The organism is Protaetiibacter larvae, from assembly GCF_008365275.1.
Taxonomy (GTDB): Bacteria; Actinomycetota; Actinomycetes; order Actinomycetales; family Microbacteriaceae; genus Homoserinibacter; species Homoserinibacter larvae.
In genome coordinates this window covers 644,721-668,711 of sequence record NZ_CP043504.1, presented here as the reverse complement: position 1 = coordinate 668,711, position 23,991 = coordinate 644,721, and the positions used below count along the sequence as shown (strand labels likewise).

Annotated in this window: 22 protein-coding genes and 1 tRNA gene; 15 read left to right on the top strand and 8 right to left on the bottom strand. The window is 71.7% G+C overall.

Annotation, left to right across the window (positions count from 1 at the left end; all coding sequences use genetic code 11):
• The first annotated feature begins 23 nt into the window (after window positions 1-23).
• The 6 genes from FLP23_RS03060 (at window position 24) to FLP23_RS03035 (ending at window position 5,030) form a co-directional block, all read left to right on the top strand.
• Window positions 24-1,355: an MATE family efflux transporter gene (locus FLP23_RS03060; protein WP_149324515.1), complete on the top strand. Its 1,332-nt coding sequence runs from the start codon at window positions 24-26 to the stop codon at window positions 1,353-1,355.
• 114 nt (window positions 1,356-1,469) lie between these two features.
• The gene (locus FLP23_RS03055; RefSeq protein WP_149324514.1) at window positions 1,470-1,835 is read left to right on the top strand and encodes an ArsR/SmtB family transcription factor; all 366 of its coding nucleotides are present in this window, start codon (window positions 1,470-1,472) and stop codon (window positions 1,833-1,835) included.
• Window positions 1,832-2,278 carry an SRPBCC family protein gene (locus FLP23_RS03050; RefSeq protein WP_149324513.1) on the top strand — a complete coding sequence of 149 codons (447 nt, stop codon included), beginning with the start codon at window positions 1,832-1,834 and terminating at the stop codon, window positions 2,276-2,278. Before FLP23_RS03055 ends, FLP23_RS03050 begins: the two co-directional genes overlap by 4 nt.
• A gap of 47 nt (window positions 2,279-2,325) precedes the next feature.
• Complete coding sequence (gene rlmN / locus FLP23_RS03045; protein WP_149324512.1) at window positions 2,326-3,516, top strand: dual-specificity RNA methyltransferase RlmN; 1,191 nt, start codon at window positions 2,326-2,328, stop codon at window positions 3,514-3,516.
• Window positions 3,517-3,597: 81 nt separating this feature from the next.
• Complete coding sequence (gene nucS, locus FLP23_RS03040) at window positions 3,598-4,293, top strand: endonuclease NucS (protein WP_149324511.1); 696 nt, start codon at window positions 3,598-3,600, stop codon at window positions 4,291-4,293.
• Between the two features lie 77 nt (window positions 4,294-4,370).
• Complete coding sequence (locus tag FLP23_RS03035) at window positions 4,371-5,030, top strand: HAD hydrolase-like protein (protein ID WP_149324510.1); 660 nt, start codon at window positions 4,371-4,373, stop codon at window positions 5,028-5,030.
• 39 nt (window positions 5,031-5,069) lie between these two features.
• Here the strand turns inward: FLP23_RS03035 and FLP23_RS03030 are convergent, their stop codons facing one another.
• From FLP23_RS03030 to FLP23_RS03010, 5 genes are all read right to left on the bottom strand, one after another.
• Window positions 5,070-6,110, bottom strand: coding sequence for an NAD(P)/FAD-dependent oxidoreductase (locus tag FLP23_RS03030; RefSeq protein WP_149324509.1), 1,041 nt, complete (start codon window positions 6,108-6,110; stop codon window positions 5,070-5,072).
• Window positions 6,107-6,643, bottom strand: coding sequence for an isoprenylcysteine carboxyl methyltransferase family protein (locus tag FLP23_RS03025; protein ID WP_149324508.1), 537 nt, complete (start codon window positions 6,641-6,643; stop codon window positions 6,107-6,109). Before FLP23_RS03025 ends, FLP23_RS03030 begins: the two co-directional genes overlap by 4 nt.
• On the bottom strand, window positions 6,634-7,704 hold the full coding sequence (locus FLP23_RS03020) for a type III polyketide synthase (RefSeq protein ID WP_149324507.1): 1,071 nt from the start codon (window positions 7,702-7,704) through the stop codon (window positions 6,634-6,636). Before FLP23_RS03020 ends, FLP23_RS03025 begins: the two co-directional genes overlap by 10 nt.
• A gap of 129 nt (window positions 7,705-7,833) precedes the next feature.
• Complete coding sequence (locus FLP23_RS03015) at window positions 7,834-8,310, bottom strand: rhodanese-like domain-containing protein (RefSeq protein WP_149324506.1); 477 nt, start codon at window positions 8,308-8,310, stop codon at window positions 7,834-7,836.
• Window positions 8,311-8,467: 157 nt separating this feature from the next.
• Complete coding sequence (locus FLP23_RS03010; RefSeq protein ID WP_149326159.1) at window positions 8,468-9,856, bottom strand: LLM class flavin-dependent oxidoreductase; 1,389 nt, start codon at window positions 9,854-9,856, stop codon at window positions 8,468-8,470.
• A gap of 198 nt (window positions 9,857-10,054) precedes the next feature.
• On the opposite strand from FLP23_RS03010, the gene FLP23_RS03005 reads away from it, so the two are divergent.
• Entirely contained in the window at window positions 10,055-10,678 is a 624-nt protein-coding gene (locus FLP23_RS03005; protein ID WP_149324505.1) for a PadR family transcriptional regulator, read from the top strand.
• A 51-nt stretch (window positions 10,679-10,729) separates the two neighbouring features.
• Here the strand turns inward: FLP23_RS03005 and FLP23_RS03000 are convergent, their stop codons facing one another.
• Both FLP23_RS03000 and FLP23_RS02995 read right to left on the bottom strand, forming a co-directional pair.
• Complete coding sequence (locus FLP23_RS03000; protein WP_149324504.1) at window positions 10,730-12,559, bottom strand: SLC13 family permease; 1,830 nt, start codon at window positions 12,557-12,559, stop codon at window positions 10,730-10,732.
• Window positions 12,556-13,035: an ATP-dependent zinc protease family protein gene (locus FLP23_RS02995; RefSeq protein WP_149324503.1), complete on the bottom strand. Its 480-nt coding sequence runs from the start codon at window positions 13,033-13,035 to the stop codon at window positions 12,556-12,558. The genes FLP23_RS03000 and FLP23_RS02995 overlap by 4 nt, the downstream gene beginning before the upstream one ends.
• Window positions 13,036-13,059: 24 nt before the next feature.
• Between FLP23_RS02995 and rimK the strand changes: the two genes are divergently transcribed.
• Window positions 13,060-14,253, top strand: a complete 1,194-nt coding sequence (gene rimK, locus FLP23_RS02990; protein WP_149324502.1) for a 30S ribosomal protein S6--L-glutamate ligase — start codon at window positions 13,060-13,062, stop codon at window positions 14,251-14,253.
• Between the two features lie 296 nt (window positions 14,254-14,549).
• Window positions 14,550-16,724: an RNA polymerase recycling motor ATPase HelR gene (helR, locus tag FLP23_RS02985; protein WP_210413929.1), complete on the top strand. Its 2,175-nt coding sequence runs from the start codon at window positions 14,550-14,552 to the stop codon at window positions 16,722-16,724.
• 35 nt (window positions 16,725-16,759) lie between these two features.
• On the opposite strand, the gene FLP23_RS02980 is transcribed toward helR, so the two are convergent.
• Window positions 16,760-16,846, bottom strand: a tRNA-Leu gene (locus FLP23_RS02980).
• Between the two features lie 110 nt (window positions 16,847-16,956).
• On the opposite strand from FLP23_RS02980, the gene FLP23_RS02975 reads away from it, so the two are divergent.
• From FLP23_RS02975 to FLP23_RS02950, 6 genes are read left to right on the top strand one after another with little or no spacing between them, the layout of a single operon-like run.
• On the top strand, window positions 16,957-17,652 hold the full coding sequence (locus FLP23_RS02975) for an FHA domain-containing protein (RefSeq protein WP_149324500.1): 696 nt from the start codon (window positions 16,957-16,959) through the stop codon (window positions 17,650-17,652).
• Window positions 17,649-18,173, top strand: coding sequence for an FHA domain-containing protein FhaB/FipA (locus FLP23_RS02970; protein ID WP_149324499.1), 525 nt, complete (start codon window positions 17,649-17,651; stop codon window positions 18,171-18,173). Before FLP23_RS02975 ends, FLP23_RS02970 begins: the two co-directional genes overlap by 4 nt.
• A gap of 4 nt (window positions 18,174-18,177) precedes the next feature.
• Window positions 18,178-19,425, top strand: a complete 1,248-nt coding sequence (locus FLP23_RS02965; protein WP_149324498.1) for a PP2C family protein-serine/threonine phosphatase — start codon at window positions 18,178-18,180, stop codon at window positions 19,423-19,425.
• Window positions 19,426-19,480: 55 nt separating this feature from the next.
• A complete protein-coding gene (locus FLP23_RS02960) occupies window positions 19,481-20,857 on the top strand; it encodes an FtsW/RodA/SpoVE family cell cycle protein (protein ID WP_246140089.1) in 1,377 nt (458 codons plus the stop codon).
• Window positions 20,854-22,311, top strand: coding sequence for a peptidoglycan D,D-transpeptidase FtsI family protein (locus FLP23_RS02955; protein WP_149324496.1), 1,458 nt, complete (start codon window positions 20,854-20,856; stop codon window positions 22,309-22,311). The genes FLP23_RS02960 and FLP23_RS02955 overlap by 4 nt, the downstream gene beginning before the upstream one ends.
• Window positions 22,308-23,936 (top strand): protein kinase domain-containing protein, encoded by a 1,629-nt coding sequence (locus FLP23_RS02950; RefSeq protein WP_149324495.1) that lies wholly within the window; start codon window positions 22,308-22,310, stop codon window positions 23,934-23,936. Before FLP23_RS02955 ends, FLP23_RS02950 begins: the two co-directional genes overlap by 4 nt.
• Window positions 23,937-23,991: the final 55 nt, after the last annotated feature.

Here is a 23,991-nt window from a genome sequence, read left to right as displayed (position 1 = left end):
CCACAGCCGGATAGCGTGGGCGGATGCGCGCGATCGACCGGCGGATCCTCACGCTCGCCGTGCCCGCACTGGGCGCGCTCGTGGCCGAGCCGCTCTTCCTGGTGACCGACACCGCGCTCGTCGGGCACCTCGGCATCGAGCCCCTCGCGGCCCTCGGCATCGCGAGCACGGTGCTGCAGACCGCGATCGGGCTGCTGGTCTTCCTCGCCTACGCCACCACACCGGCGGTCGCGCGCCTCGTCGGTGCGGGTGATCGGGCGGGCGCCGTGCGGGCGGGAATCGACGGCATCTGGCTCGCGCTCGCGCTCGGCGTCGTGCTCGCGGTCGCCGGGCCGTTCCTGGCGCATCCGCTCGCCGCCGGCTTCGGCGCGGATCCCGCCGTCACCGAGCTCGCCGGGGTGTACCTCGCGATCTCCTCCGCCGGCATCCCCGCCATGCTCGCCGTCATCGCGGCGACCGGCCTGTTCCGCGGCCTGCAGGACACCCGCACCCCGCTCGTCATCGCGGTCGTCGGGTTCGCCGCCAACGCGGCCCTCAACGCGATCCTCATCTACGGCGCCGGCTGGGGGATCGCGGGCTCCGCGGTCGGCACCGTCGCCGCCCAGTGGGGGATGGCGCTCGCCTGCATCGCGATCGCCATCCGGCACGCGCGTCGCGCGGGTGCGCGTCTGGGCCTGCGGCTGCCGGGGGTGGCGTCCGCCGCCCGCGCCGGCTTCTGGATGCTGCTGCGAACCCTCACGCTGCGCGTCGCCCTCATCGCCACGGTCGTCGTCGCGACGGAGCTCGGCACCACCGTGCTCGCCTCCACCCAGGTGCTGTTCCAGGTGACGTTCCTGCTCGCGCTCGCCCTCGACGCCTTCGCGATCGCCGCGCAGGCGATGATCGGCTTCGATCTCGGCGCCGGGAGCCCGAGCGAGGTGCGCGCGACGGTGCGGCGCCTGCTGCTGTGGGGGATCGGATCCGGGTGCGCGCTCGGCGCGGCGCTCGCGGCCGCGGCGCCTTGTGTCGGGACGGTGTTCTCCTCGGATGCCGCGGTGATCGCCGCGGTGCCGCCGGGCGCGTGGGTGCTCGCCGCGACGATGCCGCTCGGCGCGCTCGTGTTCGTGCTCGACGGGGTGCTCATCGGCGCGAACGACGGCCGCTACCTGGCGCTCGCGGGCGTCGTGAACCTCGCGGTGTATCTGCCGCTGCTGTGGTGGGCGGCGCAGACCCCCGCCTCTGCGGGCGCCCCCGCAGCCGTGCTCGGCATCCAGCTGGCCTACGGCGTCGGCTTCTACGGCATCCGCGCCCTCACGCTGGTGCCGCGCGCGGCGGGCAGCCGGTGGATGGCCCCCCGTCGACGGGCATCCGCCTGACGCCGCCGTGTCGGTGGCGCGGCCTGCGGGCGGGCTTGACGGTTGGCGGTCGAGATGGTGTACTAAACCACACGGTAGAGAACTGTTTGGTTGAATAAGTGAAAGAGGTCCTGCATGAGCGGCACCGATTCGCTCAGCCGCACCTTCGCCGCGCTCGCCGACCCCACGCGCCGCGCCATGCTGACGAGGCTCGCCCAGGGCGCGGCGACCGTGGGCGAGCTCGCGAGCCCGTTCGCGATGAGCTTCGCGGCGGTGTCGAAGCACCTGCGGGTGCTCGAAGGCGCCGGCCTCGTCTCGCGCGGACGCGACGCGCAATACCGCCCCGCGACGCTCGAGGCCCGTCCGCTCGCCGCCGCATCCGCCTGGATCGGCGACTACCGACGCTTCTGGAACGACAGCTTCGACGCTCTCGCCGACGTCCTCGAGACGACCGAACCCCACGACCCGACCGACCCCCACGACAAGGAGAACCCCCGATGACCGGCATCACCGCAGAGGGATTCGAGATCCACCGCGAGTTCGCCGCGCCGCCCGCCGCAGTGTTCGCGGCCCTGACCACGGCGGAGCACTTCGCCCGCTGGTGGGGCGGCGCCGCGGTCGAGGTGCCGCTCGACCGACTCGACTTCGAACCCGTCGTGGGCGGCACGTGGTCGGCCGTCATGGTGCTGCCCGACGGCAACACCATCGACTGGGCGGGCACCTTCCTCGAGATCACCCCCGACACGCGCTTCGTGCTCACCATCACCGACCGGCCGCACGAGCCGGAACAGGCGCCGGTGACGTTCGAGCTGTCCCCGACGGAGCGCGGCACCCTCCTGCACATGACCCAGGTGTCGCCCGGCTTCACCGCCGAGCAGCGCGAGGCGACCATCGCCGGCTGGCAGACCTTCCTCGACGTCGTCGCCGAGATCGCCGAAGCCTGAGGCGGCCACGCGCCCCGCTCCCAGGCAGGTGCTGCGAGAATCGTGCGGTGAGCGAGATCAAGCAGGTCCGGCCGAAGACCGAGGGCTGGACGCAGCAGGTCGAGGCGGATGGCCGACCCAAGCTGCAGTTCGCCTCGCCCCGGCGCACCCAGCCGCCCGTGCACCTCGCCGACCTCACCCCCGAGGAGCGCGCCGCCAAGGTCGTCGAACTCGGCCTGCCCGCGTTCCGCGCCAAGCAGCTGTCGACCCACTACTTCACCCACTACACGAGCGACGCCGCGCAGATGACCGACCTGCCGGCCGAGCGGCGCGAGGAACTGGTCGGCGCGCTGCTGCCGCCGCTGCTCACCGAAGTGCGGCGCCTGCGCACTGACGGCGGCGAGACGATCAAGTTCCTGTGGAAGCTGTTCGACGGCGCGCTCGTCGAGTCGGTGCTCATGCGTTACCCCGGTCGCGTCACGCTGTGCGTCTCGAGCCAGGCCGGATGCGGCATGAACTGCCCGTTCTGCGCCACCGGCCAGGCCGGTCTCACCCGCAACATGTCGGCAGCCGAGATCGTGGCCCAGGTGGTGGAGGCGAACCGCGCGATCGCCGCGGGCGAGCTCGGCGGCCTCCGTCGCGACGGCGGGCACGACTCGCCCAGGGTCACCAACATCGTCTTCATGGGCATGGGCGAGCCGCTCGCCAACTACAACCGGCTCATGAAGGCCGTGCGCACCATGGTCGCCCCGCAGCCGAACGGGCTCGGGATGTCGGCGCGGCACATCACGGTGTCGTCCGTGGGGCTCGCCCCCGCCATCCGGAAGCTCGCCGACGAGGATCTGCCGCTCACCTTCGCCCTCAGCCTGCACGCCCCCGACGACACCCTGCGCGACGAGCTCATCCCGGTGAACTCGCGCTGGAAGGTCGACGAGGCGCTCGACGCCGCCCGCCACTACTTCGAGGTCACCGGCCGCCGGGTGTCGATCGAGTACGCGCTCATCAAGGACATGAACGACCACGCCTGGCGCGCCGAGCTGCTCGCGCAGAAGCTCAACGAGCGCGGGCGCGGCTGGGTGCACGTCAACCCGATCCCGCTCAACCCGACCCCCGGCTCCATCTGGACCGCGTCGGAGCCGGATGTGACGGCCGAGTTCATCGCGCGCCTGGAGGCGGCCGGCATCCCCACCACCCTGCGGGACACCCGGGGCAAGGAGATCGACGGCGCCTGCGGCCAGCTCGCGGCCGCCGACGCCTAGCCTCAGGCGCCCGGCGGCCCCGCCGGCTGCGCCGGGCGGCGAGGACGTCACCCGCGTCGGCGTCCGGGTACCGTGGAACGGATGAGACTCGTGATCGCCCGCTGCTCCGTCGACTACGCGGGCCGGCTCTCGGCGCACCTGCCGCTCGCCACACGACTGCTCGTCGTGAAGGCCGACGGCTCGGTGCTCGTGCACTCCGATTCGCTCAGCTACAAGCCGCTCAACTGGATGAGCCCGCCCACCACCTTCGCGGTCGACGAGGTGGACGAGGAGCTCGCCGCGGCGGGCATCGTCGAACTCTGGCGCGTCACCAACCCCAAGACCGCCGACCTGCTGCTGATCTCGATCCACGAGATCCTGCACGACTCGAGCCACGAGCTCGGCATCGACCCCGGCCTGCAGAAGGACGGCGTGGAGGCCGAGCTGCAGCGTCTGCTCGCCGAGCAGATCGAGCTGCTGGGCGAGGGTCACACCCTCGTGCGCCGGGAGTACATGACCGCGATCGGGCCGGTCGACATCCTGGCGACGGATGCGCAGGGCCACTCGGTGGCGGTCGAGATCAAGCGACGCGGGGACATCGACGGGGTCGAGCAGCTCAGCCGCTACCTCGAGCTCATGAACCGCGACCCGCGCCTCGCCCCCGTCACCGGCGTGTTCGCCGCGCAGGAGATCAAGCCGCAGGCTCGCACGCTCGCCGAGGACCGCGGCATCCGCTGCCTCGTGCTCGACTACGACGCGATGCGCGGGCTCGAGACCGGCCACGCGCGACTGTTCTGAGCACCGCGCGCCCGTCAGCTCTGCCGCGGGGCGGGCAGCGCTGCAGCGTTGGGCACCCCGCCCCTAGGCTGGGCGGGATGCTGCCCCGCCCGACCGCCGTCCTGTTCGACCTCGACGGCACGATCGTCGACTCCGCCCCCGGGATCGTGTCGAGCCTCGCGCACACGCTCGAACAGCTCGGCCTGCCCGTGCCGACGCCGGCCGAGCTGCTCGCCTGGGTCGGCCCGCCCATCCTCGACTCCTTCCGGGACCGCGCGGGCCTCGACCACGAGGAGTCGCTGCGGGCGCTCGCCGTGTACCGCACGCACTACCGCGCCGTCGGCATCCTCGACGCCGCGCCCTACCCGGGGGTCGTGGACGCCATCCGGGCCATCCACGCCGCCGGAATCGCCCTCTCGCTCGCCACCTCGAAGCCGGAGTCGTCGGCCACCGTGATCCTCGAGGGCATCGGTGTGATCGACGCCTTCGACGAGCTCACCGGCGCCACCGAGGACGAGACCCGCAGCGCGAAGGCGGACGTCGTGGCCGAGGCGCTGCGCCGGCTCACGGCAGACGGGTTCGACGTGTCGGGCGCCGTGATGGTGGGCGACCGCATCCTCGACATCGAGGGGGCGCGCGCGAACGGGCTGCCCACGATCTTCGCGAGCTGGGGGTACGGGGCGCCCGCGGAGGCGGCGGGCGCGATCGCGGTCGTCGCGGATGCGGGGGAGCTGCGGCGGGCGCTCGGAATCGCGTGAGCGGGGGTCTCGAGACCACCGGGCCGACCACCGGGCCGATCACCGGGCGATGCGCTCGACCCCGCTCGCGTAGAGCCGCGGCATCCGCGCCGCCGCCGGCACGACGAGCCCCCGCAGCGGCGACTCCGCCACCCGCACGAGGCCCGCGGTCATCCGCCGGAACGCGCGCGTCGTCCGCCCCCAGGCCGCCTCGTACTGCTCCGACCGCCCGGCGCAGATCGCCGCGACCGCCTCATGCGCCGACTCCAACCCGATCCGGATGCCCTCCGCCGTGAGCGCGTCGACATACCCGGATGCGTCGCCGACCAGCAGCACGCGTCCGGCGACCCGCGCCCGGGTGCGCTGCCGGAACGGGCCGGCCCCGCGCAGCTCGCTCACGGCATCCGCCCCCGCGATCCGCTCGGCGAGCTCGCCGGACGCCGCGAGCGCCTGCTCGTAGTGCACCCCGCGCCGCGCGAGCAGCGAGACCCCGACCACGCCGCCCGCGAGCGGGGTCACATAGAACTCGCCGACGCCCGTCCAGTGCACCTCGACGAGGTCGGTCCACGGCTCCAGCCGGTAGTGCCGCCGCTGCCCGTAGCGTCGGCGCGCCCGCGGCTCGGGCAGCGCGAGCCCCACCGACCGGGCGACCGTCGAATGCAAACCGTCGGCCGCGACGAGCCAGCCCCCGACGAGCCGCGAGCCGGCATCCGTCGCAACCGCGACCGATGTGCCGCCTGGCTCGACAGCGACCACCCTCGCGCGCACCCACCGCACCCCGAGCTCGCGCGCGCGCTCGAGCAGCGCCGCGTGCAGGGTCGTCCGTCGGATGCCCTGCCCGGGACCGCCCGAGAAACGGTGCTGCACGGAGTGGCGCACGTCGCGGTAGTCGATGCCGGCGATCGGGGCGGATGCCGGCGCCACCCCCAGCCGGTCGAGCGCCTCCCGCGCCCCCGGCATGACGCCCTCGCCGCAGGCCTTGTCGATGACACCGTCGCGGGGTTCCACGACGAGCACGTCGATCCCGGCGAGCCGCGCCTCGATCGCGGTCGCGAGCCCCACCGGGCCGCCGCCCGCGACGAGCAGTTGGGCGTCGCTCACGGCGCGCGCTCCTCGGCCGCGGCGAGCGCACGATCCTCCACCGGGATCCGGAACCCCAGCAGCAGCACGGCGTTGAGCACCGTGAAGGCGAGCGCCGTGATCCACGCGGTGTGCACGAGCGGCAGCGCCACGCCCTCGATCGCGACGATCAGATAGTTCGGATGCCGCAGCCGGTTCCAGCGGTACGGTCCTCGGCGCGAGAGCGGCATCCCGGGCACGACGATGACGCGCGTGTTCCACTGCCGGCCGAGCGAGGAGATCACCCAGTACCGTCCGGCCTGGCACAGCAGTGCGACCGCGAGCGCGGGCCAGCCGAGCCACGGCAGGAAGGGTCGACCGAGCAGCCACACCTCGGCGAGGCAGCCGGCCAGCAGCCCCAGATGCAGCAGCACCATCCACGGGAAGTGCCGGCGCCCCGACTCGACCCCGCCGCGCGCGAACGCCCAAGCCGCGTTACGGCGCGAGATGACGAGCTCGGCGAGCCGCTCGAGGCCGGTCGCGAGCACGAGCACCGTGTAGGCGATCACGTCCACTCCAGCAGCACGTGCTCGCTCGTCACGCCCGGGCCGAGGGCGAAGAGCACCGCCCGTGTGCCCGCCGGCTGGGAGAACTGCTCGGCGAGCAGGTGCAGCACGGCGGCACTCGAGAGGTTGCCCACGCGTTCGAGCGCACGGCGGCTCGCGGCGAGGGCATCGGCGGGCAGGCCGAGTCCGCTCGCGAAGGCGTCGAGCACGCGGGGGCCGCCGGGATGCGCGATCCACAGGTCCACGTCGTCGCGGCCGAGGCCGTGGTCGGCGAGCAGCCCATCGACGCCGGATGCGATGTTCGCCTCGATCGCATCGGGCACGGCCGCGGTGAGCACGATCCGGAACCCGGTCGCGCCGACGTCCCAGCCGATCGCGCCCTCGCTGTCGGGGTAGAGCGCGCTGCGGCTGCCGACCACCCGGGGGCCGGACGCCGCCCCGGATGCGGCGAGCACCTCCGCGCGCCGGTCGCCCACGAGCACCGCCGCGGCCGCCCCGTCGCCGAACAGGCCGCTCGCGACGAGGTTGCCGATCGACGCGTCGTCGCGCTGCAGGGTGAGCGAGCACAGCTCGACCGAGACGAGCACGCCCACCTCGTCGGGATGACCCGCGAGGTAGTCGGCGACGCGGGCGATGCCGGCCGCACCCGCGACGCAGCCGAGCCCGAACGACGGCAGACGCTTCACATCCGAGCGCAGCCCCACGAGCGGCACGAGGCGCGCGTCGATCGACGGTGCGGCGATCCCGGTGACCGAGGTGAACAGCAGGAAGTCGACGTCGGCGGGCGCGAGACCCGCGGTGGCGAGCGCCGTGGTCAGCGCCTCGGCCGCGAGCCGGGTGCCCTCCCGGATCCAGACGTCGTTGGCCGCCTCGAAGCCGCCGAGGTCCCGGTAGGCGTCGAGCGGCAGGACCGTGTGCCGGCTCGCGATGCCGCTCGCCGCGTGGAAGCGCTCGAGCAGCGCGCGCTGGGCGGGGTCGCGCGCGATGAGGCTGCCGAGCTCCGCGGCGATGTCGGCCTGCGCCGACACGTGGTCGGGCAGGACGGGCGCGACCGACGCGATCCGCGGCATGCCCGGAACGTACCACGCCCGCCCGCCCGCCCGAGGGTTCATGGCGCGGCTGGAGCTACGACCTCGCGGCGGGGGGCGTTTCCCCCGCCATCGTGGCGCGGCTCCAGCCGCGCCACGAATCCACAGGGGTCAGCAGCCGCAGTCGGCGGCGGCGGCGAGCGGGCCGACGAGTTCGTCGACCGAGCGGATGACGGGACCGTTGTCGTCCTCGACGTCGTAGCCCTCCCGCGCCCAGTACTCGAAGCCGCCGATCATGAGGCGCACCTGGTAGCCGAGCTTCGCGAACTCGAGGGCCGCCTTGTCGGCGCCGTTGCAGCCGGGGCTCCAGCAGTAGACGACCACCGGGACGTCGAGGGGGATCTCGCGCGGTGCCCGAGCCGCCACCTCCGCACGCGGGATGTGCACGGCGCCCGCCGCGTGTCCCTGGTGCCAGGATGCGTGGTTGCGGGTGTCGACAAGCACGAGCCGCTCGCCCGCCGCGAGCGCGGCCGCGACGTCCGAGGCATCCGTCTCGTACCGCAGCTTGGCGGCGAAGTGGGCGACGGCGGCCTCCCGCTCGTCGGTGCTCGACGGAGAGACGGATTCGGGGGCGGCGAGATCGGTCATGCCCCCGACGCTAGACCGCGCCCCGCCGGGCGACCTCCCCCGCAACCGCCATGCATCCGCGAGTTCCCGCCAACCCTGTCGTGGCGGGGGAAGCGACCCGGCGGCGGGAGGCGTTTCCCCCGCCGCCGGGTCACGGCTCCAGCCGCGCCACGAACGCTCAGACGTTGAGGGTGGTGCGGGACGTGGTGGTGGCGACGGCGGTGGAGAGGTCGCCGCCGATGCGGTAGCGGGAGCCCTTGTGGTCGTCGGGAAGGCGGTCGCCGCGGCCGTGCAGCTTCTGCCGCAGGGTGCCGGGCGCGTATTCGGTGGGATAGGCGCCGCGGGCGCGCAGCACGGGGATCACATGCTCCACGATGTCCTCGAAGGTGCCCGGGGTGATCGCGTAGGCGAGGTTGAAGCCGTCGACGTCGGTGAACTCCACCCACTCCTGCAGGGTGTCGGCGATCGTCTCCGCCCCGCCCACGATCGTCGGCCCGAGCCCGCCGATGGCGCCGTCCAGGGCGATGTCGCGCACCGTGAACTCGCGCCCGTGCTTGGCCGACTCGGCGAAGTTCTGCACCGCCGACTGGATCGCGTTCGACTTCACGTTGCCCACGGGCTCGTCGAGGGCGTACTGCGAGAGGTCGATGCCCATCCACCCCGACATGAACACGAGCGCACCCTCGGGGGACGCGTAGCGCAGGTAGTCCTCGTGTTTGGCCTGCGCCTTCTCGTCGGTCTCGTCGGTGACGATCGTGAGCAGCGTGTAGATGCGCGCCGAGTAGCGGTCGCGCCCGGCGGCCTCGAGGGCGTCGCGGATGCGCGAGACCGTGCCCTTGAGCACCTCCTTCGTGGGGGCGGCCACGAAGATCGCCTCGGCGTTGCCCGCCGCGAAGGCGATACCGCGCGGCGAGGCGCCGGCCTGGTAGATCACGGGGGAGCGCTGCGGCGAAGGCTCGGTGATGGCGATCCCGGGCACCGTGAAGTGCTTGCCGTAGTGGCGGATCTCGTGCACCTTCCCCGGCTGGGTGAACACGCCGTTCTCCCGGTCGCGCACGACGGCGTCGTCCTCCCAGGAGCCCTCCCACAGCTTGTAGAGCACCTCGAGGTACTCGTCGGCCTGGTCGTAGCGGTCGTCGTGCTCGAGCTGGTCGTCGTGACCCATGTTGCGGGCGGCACTCGGCAGGTAGCCGGTGACGACGTTCCACCCGACGCGCCCCTTGGTGAGGTGGTCGAGCGTCGACATCCGCCGCGCGAACGGGTACGGATGCTCGTAGGCGGTGCCCGCGGTCACCCCGAAGCCCAGGTTCCGGGTCACGGCGGCCATCGCCGACACGAGCAGCACGGGGTCGTTGACGGGCACCTGGGCGCCGTTGCGGATGGCGGCCTCGTTGGTGCCGCCGTAGACGTCGTAGGTGCCGAGCACGTCGGCGATGAAGATGCCGTCGAAGGTGCCGCGCTCGAGCAGCTGCGCGAGGCCCGTCCAGTATTCGATGTCCTTGTAGCTGTCCGAGCGGTCGTCGGGGTGCCGCCACATCCCGGAGGACTGGTGGGCGACGCAGTTCATGTCGAAGGCGTTGAAGCGGATCTGGCGGGGGGTGGTCTGCTCGGTCACCCGTCGAGTTTTCCCGGCTCGCCCGCACCCCGGCGACACACTCGGTCACAGATCGTCACAATCCGCCGCTTGCGCTGCGAGCGTTACCGATATATCGTTGACCTGTCGCGATATCCCGCGATGTCTCATGATCACGAAAGGAGACCGATCATGAACCCGAACACCTTCCGACGCCACGAGCGTCCCATCCGCTTCCACCACGACCCCCGCAACCCTGCCGCCCACGGGCCGCACGCCGAGTTCGGCGTGCACGCCTTCGGGCCCGGTCGAGGTTTCGGCACCCCGCCGTTCGCCCCCGGATTCGGCCCCGGCCCCTGGGGCGGCCGCGGTCGCGGTCGCGCCGGCCGCGGAGACATCCGCGCCGTCATCCTGAGCCTGCTCGCCGAGGCGCCCTCGAACGGCTACAGCCTCATCAAGGCCATCGCCGAGCGCACCGGGGGCACCTGGCGCCCGAGCCCCGGCTCGGTCTACCCCACCCTCCAGCAACTCGTGGACGAGGAGCTCATCGCCTCCACGGGCGAGGGGCGTCGCACCGAGTTCACCCTCACCGAGGCCGGAGAGGCCTACGTGACGGAGAACGCCGAACAACTCGCCAAGGCCTGGCAGGCGGCGCCGCAGCGCACCGAGCAGGAGCTGGCCTTCCAGTCGAGCGTCGGCAAGCTCATGGGCGTCGTGGGCCAGTTCCATCACGCCGCGAGCGACGCCCAGCGCGAGGCCGCGATCGAGAAGCTCGACGAGGCACGCCGCGCGCTCTACCTGATCCTCGCGGACTGAGCTCCGCTCCATCGACGGCCGTCGGGGCATCGCTCCGGCGGCCGTCGTCGTTCAGAACGGCAGAAGCAACGGCACCATGAACATCACGATGAGCATCACGATCAGGTTGAACGGCGCCCCCACCCGCACGAAGTCGCCGATCGTGTAGCGCCCGGGGCCGATCACGAGCGTGTTGACGGGCGACGACATCGGCGTGATGAACGCCGAGGTCGCCGCGAGCGCCACGGTCATCGCGAAGGGATACGGCGAGGCATGCAGGGACGACGCCATCGCGAGGGCGAGCGGCGTGATGAGCACCGCCGTCGCCGTGTTCGAGACGAACAGCCCCGTGAGCGTCGTGATGAGGAACAGCGCCCCGAGGATCACCGGCGGCCAGGCGCCGCCGACGACGCTGAGGATGCCCTGGGCGGCGAGATCCACCCCACCCGTGCGTTCGAGCGCGGTCGCGAAGGGCAGCATGCCCACGATGAGCAGCAGCGGCTGCCACTGGATCGCGCGGTAGGCGCTCGGCACGTCGATGCAGCGGGTGGCGCCCATCAGGAGGCACCCGATGAGCGCGGCGATGACGTTCGGCACGAAGTCCGTGACCATCAGCACGATCATGATGAACAGGCTGCCGAGCGCGAACGGCGCACGGTTCGCGGCCGGCGCGATCTCGGCGACCTCGGCGGGGAAGTCGAGCAGCACGAAGTCCCGCTGTCGCAACTGCAGCCGCCGGATCGCGGCCCACCCGCCCACCACGAGCAGCGTGTCGCCGCTGCGCACCGTCTCGTCGGCGGGACGCCGCGCGGCGGCCCCCGCGCGGCGGAAGCCGATCACGTCGAGCCGGTGACGCGACCGCAGCTCGAGCTCTCCGACCGTCTTGCCGAGCGCCGTCGAGCCGGGCGGGATGATCACCTCGGCGAGCCCCACCTGGCGCGCGAGCGCCCGCAGCGAGCCCTCGCGCAGCGGAAGCTCCTCGAGGCCGAGCCTCCCGAACACCGCCCCGGCATCCTCCGGCTGGTCGACGACGTCGACGAGCAGGATGTCGCCGCGCATGAGCGTCTCGTTCGCCACATCGGTGATCACCACCCGGTAGAACTGCCGCGTGCGCTGGATGGCGATGAGCGCCATCACGAGCCCCGCCTCGCCCGCGGTGCCCTCGGTGAAGGTGCGACCGACGAGCTCGGATCGCCGGCCCACCCGCATGCGCCGCTCGCGGCCCGCGAGCTCGTAGTCGCTGATGAGGTCGCCGTAGTCGCGCTGGCTGATGAGGTCGTCGTCCGGGTCGCCCCCGCCGCGCAGCCAGCGTCGCGCGATGAGCATGTAGCCGATGCCGACGGCGAGGATCACGAGACCGAACGGGGTGAAGGTGAAGAACCCGAAGCCCGCATGGCCGTGGTTGATGAGCTCGGCGTTCACGACGAGGTTCGGGCTCGTGGCGATGAGCGTGAGCGTGCCGCTCATGAGCGCCGCGAAACTCAACGGCATCATGAGCATCCGCGGCGAGATCCGGAGCTTCTTCGCGACGCTGAGCACGACCGGGATGAAGATCGCCACGACCCCCGTCGAGCTCATGATGGAGCCGAGCGTCGCGACGCCGAGCATGAGCAGCACGATGAGGCGGGTCGCGCTCAGACCTGCGCGCTTCACGATCCAGTCGCCCATGCGGTACGAGACACCCGTGCGCGCGAGGCCTTCGCCCATCACGAACATGAAGGCGATGAGGATGACGTTGGGGTCCGAGAAGCCGGCGAGCGTCTCCGGCAGCGTGATGATGCCGCTCAGCAGCAGCGCGAGCATCACGAGGAGGGCGACGATCTCCATGCGCGGCTTGTTGATCGCGAACATGACGATCGCCGCCGCGAGCAGCGCGACGACGAAGATCAGCTCCGCACTCATGTGCGGCCGCGGTTCCGCCTGCGCATGGGACGGGGGGCGCGATCGCCCACGAAGGACCGCGAGGAGTCGACCAGGAAGCCACGGCTGAGCGCCTCACGGCCGATGAGCATCCGGAAGCCCATCGAGTCGCGGTTGCTCAGGGTGACCTCGGCGTCGACCTCGCGACCGATGAGCGTCAGGCGCATGAGCACCACGAAGCGCTCCTCGACGTGCCCCGAGGAGCTGCGCACCCGCCGCACATCGAGCACCGGGCACTCGACGATCACCGCATCCGCGTCGGAGCGCTGCCACGGATGGATCGCGAAGCGCACCCAGGCGTGACCGTCGCGATCGAAGGCCTCCACCCCGTAGGCGTGGAGCGACGAGGTCTGCGCGCCGGTGTCGAGCTTGGCCTTGATCCAGGGCACCCCCACATCGGGCAGCTGCACCCACTCGCGCCACCCCGCGAGGGTGTTTGAATGGGACGACTCGCTCACCGCACCATCTTGGCAGGGGCCCCCATGAAACTCGCGATCCTCTCGCGCGCCCCGCGCTCGTACTCGACTCAGCGGCTCCGGGCCGCGGCGGTGCAGCGCGGGCACGAGGTGAAGGTGCTCAACACCCTGCGCTTCGCGATCGACCTCTCGGGCGACGCCCCCGACCTGCAGTACCGCGGGCGCACGCTGAGCGACTACGACGCGATCCTGCCGCGCATCGGCGCCTCGATCACCTACTTCGGCACGGCCGTCGTGCGGCAGTTCGAGCAGATGGACGTCTACACGCCCAACACGGCGAACGGCATCTCGAACGCGCGCGACAAGCTGCGGGCGACGCAGATCCTCTCGCGCCACAACATCGCGATGCCGGCGACCGCCTTCGTGCGCAACCGCGCGGATGTGCGTCCCGCGATCGAGCTCGTCGGCGGAGCGCCCGTGGTCATCAAGCTGCTCGAGGGCACCCAGGGCATCGGGGTGATCCTCGCCCCGGAGGTGAAGACCGCCGAGGCGATCATCGAGACCCTGCAGTCCACCAATCAGAACGTGCTCATCCAGCATTTCGTGCGCGAGAGCCGCGGTCGCGACATCCGCGCGCTCGTCGTGGGCGACCGGGTCGTGGCGGCAATGCGCCGCACCGCGAAGGGCGACGAGTTCCGCTCGAACGTGCACCGCGGCGGCACCGTGGAGAAGGTCGATCTTCCTCCCGAGTACGCGCAGGCCGCGGTGCGCTCGGCCCAGATCATGGGTCTGCGCGTCGCGGGGGTCGACATGCTCGAGGGTGCCGACGGGCCGCTCGTCATGGAGGTGAACTCCTCGCCCGGCCTGCAGGGCATCGAGGAGGCGACGCAGCTGGATGTCGCGGGCGCCATCATCGACTACATCGCGGGCCAGGTGGCCTTCCCCGAGATCGACGTCCGCCAGCGGCTCTCGGTGTCGACCGGCTACGGCGTGGCGGAGCTGCTCGTGCACACCAACGCGGAGCTCGTCGGCAAGACGCTGGGGGAGTCGGGGCTCTGGGAGCGCGACATCACGGTGCTCACCCTGCACCGCGGGGCGACCGTCATCCCGAATCCGCGCAAGGGGGTGCTGCTGGAGGCCGGCGACCGCCTGCTGTGCTTCGGCAAGCTCGAGGAGATGCGGTCGATGATCCCCGAGCGTCGCCGCCGCCGCGCCAAGGTGCGCAAGCTCCCCGCGGAGCCGATCCCCACCGAGGAGTAGTGCCGGCTGCCGTCTCCCGCGAGCCTCCCGCGCAAGGGGGGTTTCGCAACTCAGGAGAAGCGGGCGATCCGGCATCCGCAACGGCCGCCCGACACTGCTTCTCCTGAGTTGCGAAGGTGGTCAGCACGCGGCCGGGTCTCGACGAGGAGGAGTGCTCGACGGGGCGTAACAACGCGAAAGCCCCGGATGTCCGGGGCCGCCTCCATTGTATGTCCCGCTCCTGGGCGGTCACCTGGTGAAAAGCCACCACCCCGGTGGGACGATGGCGGGCCGTCTACTTTTCCCATGGAGCACCCGTGACCTCTGCGTTCGATCTGCCCGACCGGCTCGCCGCGAAGGCGGATGCCGCGCTCATCGGGGTCGACGACGCCCACTTCGCGGCCGTCGCCGCAAGCCTCGCGCGGCAGATCGACGCCCTCACAGGGCGACTCGAGGACGCCCGGCTGCGGATGGGCGAGAACAACCAGGAGGTGCTCGAGCGCGACCTGGAGGTGCATGAGCTCACCGCGCGCCTGCGCCTGCTGCGCCGCTTCGGACTCGATGTCTGCCTCGGGCGGATGGTCGCCGAAGGCGAGGCGGAGCCCGTGTACGTCGGACGCCTGAGCCTCGCCGACGAGGACGGCCGCCGCCTCCTCATCGATTGGCGCGCGCCCGCGGCCGAGCCGTTCTTCGCGGCGACCCACGCCGATCCGATGGGGCTCGTGAGCCGCCGCCGCTACCGCTGGACCCGCGGACGCGTCACCGACTACTGGGACGAGGTGTTCACGGCCGACGCCCTTGAGGGCCACGCCGCCCTCGACGACCAGTCGGCGTTCATCGCGAGCCTCGGCGCGAGCCGCTCGCCGCAGATGCGTGACGTGCTCGCGACCATCCAGGCCGACCAGGACGCCATCATCCGGGCGAGCTCGCGCGGCGCGCTCGTCGTGGACGGCGGACCGGGCACCGGCAAGACAGTCGTCGCCCTGCACCGCACGGCGTACCTGCTCTACGCCGACCCGCGCCTCGGCCACCGGCGGGGCGGTGTGCTGTTCGTCGGCCCGCACGAGCCGTACCTGGCCTACGTCGCCGACGTGCTGCCGAGTCTCGGCGAGGACGGCGTGCTCACCTGCACGCTGCGCGACCTCGTGCCCGAGGGCGCGGCCACGGGAGCCGAGCCGGATGCCGGGGTCGCCCGGCTGAAGGCATCCGCGGCCCTCGTCGGGATCGTCGAGGCGGCCGTCACCCGCTACGAGCAACCGCCCGCCGAGGACCTGCTCGTGCGCACCCCGTGGTCGGACGCCTGGCTCACCGCCGCCGACTGGGCCGAGGCCTTCGAGGCGCCGGAGGCGGGCACCCCGCACAACGAGGCACGCGCGGAGGTGTGGGAGGCCGTGCTCGAGATCCTCAGCGACCAGTTCGATCCCGAGGCGGTGCCCCCGCACCTGCTGCGCCGCTCACTCGCGAACAACGCCGAGCTCACGGGCCGCTTCGCGAAGGCCTGGCCGCTGCTCGACCCGGCGGGTGTCGTGGCCGACCTGTGGTCGGTGCCGGCGTACCTGCACGCGGTCGCGCCGTGGCTGACCGACGCGGAGCTGCGCACCCTCACCCGCGCCGACGGGCGCGCCTGGACGCTCGCCGACCTGCCGTACCTCGACGCCGCCCGGCTCCGCATCGGCGACCCGGAGGCCGCTCGCCGCGCCCGCCGGCGGGCCGCGGCCCTCGCCTCCGAGAAGGAGGTGCGCGACCGGGTGATCGACGACCTCATCGCCGCCGACACCGACCACGAGGGCGAGGTGCAGGCGCTGCGCCAGGCGGCCTTCGCCGAGCGGCTCATCGACGAGGCCGCGCTGCCGTCCGCCGATCCGGATGCCTTGGCCGGGCCGTTCGCGCACATCGTCGTCGACGAGGCGCAGGAGCTGACGGATGCCGAGTGGTCGATGCTGCTGAGGCGCGCGCCGTCGCGCAGCCTGACCATCGTCGGCGACCGCGCCCAGGCCCGGCACGGCTTCACCGAGTCGTGGCAGCAGCGGCTCGAACGGCTCGGGCTCGGCGAGATCCGGGTGTCGACGCTGTCCGTCAACTACCGCACCCCGACCGAGGTGATGGCCGAGGCCGAGCCGGTGATCCGCGCCGTGCTGCCGGACGCCAACGTTCCGAGCGCGATCCGCAGCAGCGGGCTGCCGGTGGTGCACGGCGCGGTGGCCGACCGCGACGCGATCCTCGACGCCTGGCTCGCGGAGCACGCCGAGGGCGAGGGCATCGCCTGCGTGATCGGCGACCCGAGCTTCGAGCCGCGCCCCCGCATCCGCTCGCTCACCCCCGAGACCGCGAAGGGTCTCGAGTTCGATCTCGTGGTGCTCGTCGACCCGGAGGCCTTCGGCGGCGGGATCGAGGGCGCCGTCGACCGCTATGTGGCGATGACCCGCGCCACCCAGCAGCTCGTGATCCTCACGAGCACGGAGCCAGGGGCGAGCACGGAGCCAGGGGAATGAGAACGGGGCGCCCGGAAAACCCGAGCGCCCCGAGGTGGTGCGCGAGGCGGGAGTTGAACCCGCACGCCCTTGCGGGCACTGGCACCTGAAGCCAGCGCGTCTGCCTATTCCGCCACTCGCGCGCGAAACCGCCGAAGCAGTGCAGCCTAGCGAGACTACCACGCGGCGCAGTGCCGACTAGCATCGGAGAATCCGCGCAAGCCGACGCGACATCGCCGCCGAGAGGAGTCCCTTGGGGATTCTCGACAACTTCGAGAAGGGCTTGGAACGCGTCGTCAACGGCGCCTTCGCCAAAGCCTTCAAGAGTGGTCTGCAACCCCTCGAGGTGACCGCCGCACTGCGCCGCGAGCTCGACACCAAAGCGGCGGTCGTCTCGCGCGAACGCATCCTCGTGCCCAACCGCTTCCGGGTGCGGCTGTCGGCCTCCGACTACCAGCGGATGTCGAGCCTCGGTCCCGCACTCATCGACGAGTTCACCCAGCTCGTGCAGCAGCACGCCACCGCCCAGCACTACGCCTTCGCGGGCGGCATCGACATCTCCCTCGTGGAGGACGCCTCCCTCTCGCAGGGCGTCGTGCGCATCGAGTCGGAGAATGTGAAGGGCGAGGTCACCTGGGCGCCCGTGCTCGACATCGGCGGCAAGCGCTACCCGATCACCCGCAGTCGCACCGTGATCGGACGCGGATCGGACGCCGACATCACCCTCGACGACACCGGCACCTCGCGCGCCCACATCGAGATCCTGTGGGACGGCAAGCGCGCCCAGCTCACCGACCTCGGCTCCACCAACGGCTCCAAGCTCAACGGGCAGCCGGTCAAGAAGGCGCTCCTGCAGCCCGACTCGGTGATCGAGATCGGCCGCACCCGCATCGTCTTCCGCGTGCTCGCGCAGGCGGCCGCCGAGCAGCGCCGGGAGTCGCCCCGATGAGCGAGCTCACCCTGCTCGTGCTGCGGCTCGGGTTCCTGCTGCTCATGTGGGCGTTCGTCTTCATGATCATCTACGCGCTGCGCTCCGACCTGTTCGGCAACCGCGCCCGCAAGGTGCAGCCGCCCGCCGTCGAGACCTTCCCCTCGTCGCCCCTTCCCGCGCGAGCTGCGACCCCCGCCCCGGTCGCCACCCCCGCGCCGCAGCGGTCGCAGCCGCACGCCACCGCTGCGACGCCGCGGCGCCTCGTCATCACGGCAGGCCCGCGCGAAGGCCTCGAGATCGATCTGCCGAGCGAGCAGCTCACCATCGGGCGCTCGAGCGAGTCGGGGCTCGTGATCCGGGACGACTACACCTCCACCCACCACGCGCGCCTCATGCTGTGGAACGAGGAGTGGGTGATCCAAGACCTAGACTCGACCAATGGCACGTTCCTGGACGGATCGCGCGTGACGCTCCCCACCCCGGTGCCGCTCGGATCGACGGTGACGATCGGCACCACGAGTTTCGAGCTGCGGCGGTAGCGGCGTGGCCACGATCCCCACGAGCGCGGCCGTCTCCCATGTCGGAAAGATCCGGGCGAGCAATCAGGACTCCGGCTATCTCGGCCGCCACCTCTTCCTCGTCGCGGACGGCATGGGCGGGCACGCCGGCGGCGACGTCGCGAGCGCCATCGCCGCCCAGCGGATCGCCGAAGCCGACCAGCCGTACCCGACGCCCGAGGACGCCGTCATGGCGTTGCAGTCGGCTCTCGTCGCGGCCAACGGGCTGCTCGCGGAGACGGTCTTCGAGCACAACGAGCTCACCGGGATGGGCACCACCGTGTCGGCGATCGCGCGCGTCGGCGACCGCCTCGCCGTGGCGCACATCGGCGACTCCCGCATCTACCGCTTCCGCGCGGGGGAGCTCGACCAGATCACGACCGACCACACCTTCGTGCAGCGTCTCGTCGAGTCCGGCCGGATCACGCCCGAGGAGGCCGCGGTGCATCCGCGGCGTGCCGTGCTCATGCGGGTACTGGGCGATGTGGACGCCTCACCCGAGATCGACACGGGCGTCTTCGACCTTCGCCCGGGCGACCGCTGGCTGCTGTGCTCCGACGGGCTCTCCGGCTATGTGAGCGACGAGAAGATCGCGCAAGTGCTCGGAACCATCCGCACGGCGCAGGGGGCGGCGGACCGTCTCGTCAAGGAGAGCCTCGATCACGGCGCTCCCGACAACGTGACCGTGCTGCTCATCGACATCGACGACTCCGACGGCGCCTCCGGGGCCACCCCGGTGTTCGTCGGCTCGGCCGCGCAGCCGCTCAGCTTCGACCACGAGGAGTCCGCGCGCCGCCCGATCCGGCTCCCCACCCTGCTGCTCCATCCGCTCAAGCCCACCCCGCCCGACGACGCCCACTTCGAGCCCGAGAGCGAGGGCTACCTCGACGAGCTCATCGAGGAGGACCGCCGCCGTGCGATCCGGCGCCGCGTGCTGTGGGGGGTGAGCGTCGCGCTCGCCGCCATCGCCATCGCACTCGCCGTCTTCCTCGGCTACCGCTGGACGCAGACCCACTACTTCGTGGGGGTGAGCGACGGACGGGTCGCGATCTTCCAGGGGGTGCAGCAGTCGATCGGGCCGATCTCGCTCTCGCAGGTCTACCAGACCACCTCCGTCGCGATCGAGGATCTTCCCGAATACCAGCGCACCGCCGTCATGAACACCATCAGCGCGACGAGCCTCCGCGACGCGCACGACATCGTCGACCGGCTCTCGGCAGCGGCAGGGGACTGAGGTGTCGGCCCCCGAGACGAGCGCGATCGGTCGCCCGCCCGAGGCGGGGCCGCGCGTGAGCACCTTCACGGGGTCCATCCGCATCCGCCTTCGCGCCCCCGCACGCCGGCGCAACCTCGAGCTGTTCCTGCTGCTCATCGCGCTGGGTCTCGCGGCGGGTGCGCTCGCGCTCGTGGAGCTCGGCGCACGCGGCGAGACCGATGCCGGGATGTTCGCGCTCGCGGCCGTCCCCGCGGTGCTCGTGCTCGTGCTGCACCTCGCGGAGCGCGTCGTCGCGGCCGAAGCGGACCCGTTCGTGGTGCCGATCGCGTCCTTCCTCAACGGGCTCGGCATCGCGATGATCCACCGGCTCGACATCGCGGAGGGCTACGAGGGCTGGGACGCCTACGGGGTGCGCCAGGTGGTCTGGTCGAGCATCGCCCTCGTGCTCGCGATCACCGGCCTGCTCGTCGTGCGCAACCACCGCGTGCTGCAGCGCTACCGCTTCATCGCGATGTTCGTGGGCGTCGTGCTGCTGCTGCTGCCCGTGATCCCCGGCATCGGCGACACGGGCGCCAACGCGGACGTCTGGGTGCGTCTCGGGTTCTTCTCCTTCCAGCCGGGCGAGTTCGCCAAGATCGCGCTCGCGGTGTTCTTCGCCGGCTACCTCGTGACCGCCCGCGACTCGCTGTCGATGGTGGGCCGCAAGGTGCTCGGCCTGCGGTTCCCGCGCGCCCGCGACCTCGGCCCGATCCTCGTGGTCTGGGTGCTCTCGATGGGCGTCATCGTGATCCAACGGGACCTCGGCACGGCGCTGCTGTACTTCGGTCTCTTCCTCGTGATGCTGTACGTCGCGACGGGGCGCGGTAGTTGGATCCTCATCGGTCTCGCGCTGTTCGCGGGCGGCGCGTGGGTCGCCACGCGCATCCTGCCGTACGTGCAGGGACGCTTCCGCAACTGGCTCGACGCCTTCAACCCGGAGATCTACGAGGCATCCGGCGGCAGCTTCCAGCTCGTCCAGGGCCTGTTCGGGCTCGCCGACGGGGGGCTCGTCGGCACCGGCCTCGGTCGCGGCCGCCCCGACATCGTGCCGCTCGCGGAGAGCGACTACATCGTCGCGAGCCTCGGCGAGGAGCTGGGACTCATCGGCCTGTTCGCCATCCTGTGCCTCTACCTCGTGTTCGTGGCCCGCGGCTTCCGGATCGGCGTGGCCGGGCAGGACGACTTCGGGCGCCTCCTCGCGGTGGGCCTGTCGTTCGTGGTGGGCCTGCAGGTGTTCATCGTGATCGGCGGGGTCACCCGGGTGATCCCGCTCACAGGCCTCACCACACCGTTCCTCGCGGCGGGCGGCTCGTCGCTCGTGGCGAACTGGATCATCGTGGCGCTGCTGCTGCGCCTCTCCGACAGCGTGCGGCAGCAACCGCACGCGGTGGTCGAGGGGGGCCAGGCGTGAACAAGGAGCTGCGGCGGGTCGGGGTGCTCGTGCTGGGCATGTTCCTGGCGCTCTTCGTGTCGTCGACGATCATCCAGGTGGTCGAGCAGGAGAACCTGCAGGCGGACCCCCGCAACGTGCGGACGCTGTACGCGAGCTTCGCGACCGAGCGGGGGGCGATCCTCGCGGGCGATGTCACGATCGCGCAATCCGTGCGGGCCGACGACGAATACAAGTACCAGCGGGTGTACCCGCAGGGGCCGCTCTACGCACCCGTCACCGGCTACTTCACAATCAACGGCGAGAACACCGGGCTCGAGGGCACCCTCAACGAGTACCTCTCGGGGCGTGCGAACCAGCAGTTCCTCGACCGGCTGAACTCGATCCTCACGGGCCAGAACCCGAAGGGCGCCACGGTGCTGACCACGATCGACCCGGTCGTGCAGCAGGCGGCGTGGGACGCCTTCGGGGAGCTGCAGGGCGCCGTGATCGCGATCGAACCGACAACGGGCCGCATCCTCGCGATGGTGTCGAAGCCCTCGTACGATCCGAACCTGCTCGCCGGGCACGATCAGTCGCTCGTCATCCAGAACTACGAGCAGCTGCTCGCCGACCCCGCCGACCCGCTCATCAACCGCACGATCGGGGGTGGGCTCAACCCGCCCGGCTCGACCTTCAAGCTCGTGGTGGCCTCCGCCGCGCTCGCGAGCGGCGACTACACGCCCGACAGCGAACTGCCCAACCCGCAGAGCCTCACGCTGCCCGGCACGACCACCACGATCACCAACTCGGAGGGCGGCGCGTGCGGCGGCGGCGCGACCGTCACGATCGCCACCGCGCTGCGACTCTCGTGCAACATCCCCTTCGCCGAGCTCGGCGCAGAACTCGGCTTCGATGCGATCTCGGAACAGGCGCGCGCCTTCGGCTTCGGCGACGACGCGTTCACCGTGCCGATGGGGGTCACCGCGAGCGTCTTCCCGCGGCCCGAGTCCGAGGCGCAGCTCATGCTGCAGTCGTTCGGGCAGGGCAACAACCGCGTCACCCCGTTCCAGATGGCGATGGTGTCGGCGGCGATCTCGACGGGTGGCGAGCTGTTCCGGCCGAACCTCGTCCAGCGGATCTCGGCACCCGACCTGTCGGTTCTGGAGGACTTCCAGCCGGTGTCCTACGGCCGGCCGATCGACCCCGATGTCGCCGCGAGCATGACTCAGATGATGATCGCGAATGTCGCCAACGGCGCCGCGAGTAATGCCAGAATCAGTGGTGTCGACGTCGCGGGCAAGACCGGCACAGCACAGAACGGGCAGGGTGAGCCATACACCCTCTGGTTCACCGGATTCGCCCCCGCCGACGACCCCCAGGTCGCCGTCGCAGTGGTGGTCGAGAACGGTGGAGGCAAAGGCCAATCCGGTTTCGGGAACACGCTCGCGGCTCCGATCGCGAAGAAGGTCATTGAGGCGGTGCTGAACAGATGAGACCCACGAGCGGGCTCACCTTCGGGGGGCGATACCAGCTGTCGAGCCGCATCGCGATCGGCGGCATGGGCGAGGTGTGGCAGGCCACCGACCTCGTCATCGGACGCACCGTCGCGATCAAGATCCTGAAGGACGAGTACCTCGGCGACCCGGGCTTCCTCGAGCGCTTCCGGGCGGAGGCGCGCCACGCGGCGCTCGTCAACCACGAGGGCATCGCCAACGTCTTCGACTACGGCGAGGAGGACGGCTCCGCCTACCTCGTCATGGAGCTCGTGCCCGGCGAAGCCCTCTCGACCGTGCTCGAACGCGAGCGCGTGCTCTCGACGGATCGCGTGCTCGACATCGTCGCCCAGACGGCATCCGCTTTGCAGGCCGCCCACTCGGCGGGGCTCGTGCACCGCGACATCAAGCCCGGCAACCTGCTGATCACCCCCGACGGGCGCGTCAAGATCACCGACTTCGGCATCGCCCGGATTGCCGACCAGGTGCCGCTCACGGCCACCGGTCAGGTGATGGGCACCGTGCAGTACCTCTCGCCCGAGCAGGCGAGCGGGCACCCCGCATCCCCCTCGACCGACATCTACTCGCTCGGGATCGTGGCGTACGAGGCGCTCGCCGGCCGGCGCCCGTTCACGGGCGAGTCGCAGGTGGCGATCGCGATGGCGCACATCAACGAGGCGCCTCCCGATCTGCCGGTCACCATCTCGGAGCCGGTGCGCAACCTCGTCTACTCGAGCATCTCGAAGCGCCCCGAGGACCGCCCCGCGACGGCCGCGCACCTTGCGCGCGCCGCGCAGGCACTCCGTCGCGGGGACGTCGCCGGTGCCGCGGCCGCCGTCCCCGGCGTGGGGGCCCCTCCCGCCGGCGTCGCGACCGCGGCGACGCGCGTGCTGCCCACCGGCACCCCGACCGAGACGACCCCGCTGCCCGAGGTCCGGCGTCGCAGCCCGTGGATGTGGCCGCTCATCGCGATCGTCTCCCTGCTCGCCGTCGCCCTCGTCGCGATCATCATCGTGATCGCGGTTCAGCCGACGCCCGAGCCGGATCCGACCTCCCCGCCGCCCACCGTGCCGACCACGCCCCCCGTGACGCCCTCGGACACCCCGACCCCCAACACGGTCTCGATCACCCGCAGCGACTTTATCGGGTTGAGCGTCGACGAGGCCATCCAACTGCTCGAGGACAGCGGCGGCGAGTTCGAGATCAGCCAGGTCGCGGGCGGCGCGGCTCCCTCACCGGACCTCGCCGGCAGAGTGCAGGACATCACCCCGGTCGGCGCCGTGCGGAAGGGTCAGACGATCACCCTCAAGATCTACGGCGCCTTCCCGACCCCGTCGGCCCCCGCAGCGCCGACCGGGCCGGAGACGGGTGAGGAGGGCGCGACAGTCACGATCGAGTTCACCGCCTACACCGGCTGCCCCAGCAGCTTCCCGCTGCAGGGCTACACCTTCACGCTCGGCAACGCGACGACGACGACCCCCAACCCGGGCGCCTCCGTCACCCAGATCGACATCGTGCTCGGCACGGCCGGCACCGATGCGACCGTCTCGTTCACGGCGAACTGCGCCAGCGGCATCGTCTCGCAGCCCTCGCCTCCCAAGAACATCACCGTGACCGCGCCCTGAGGGCTCGGCATCCGCCGGGAGGCTGATCCCGGCCCGAAACCGGATCGCTAGACTG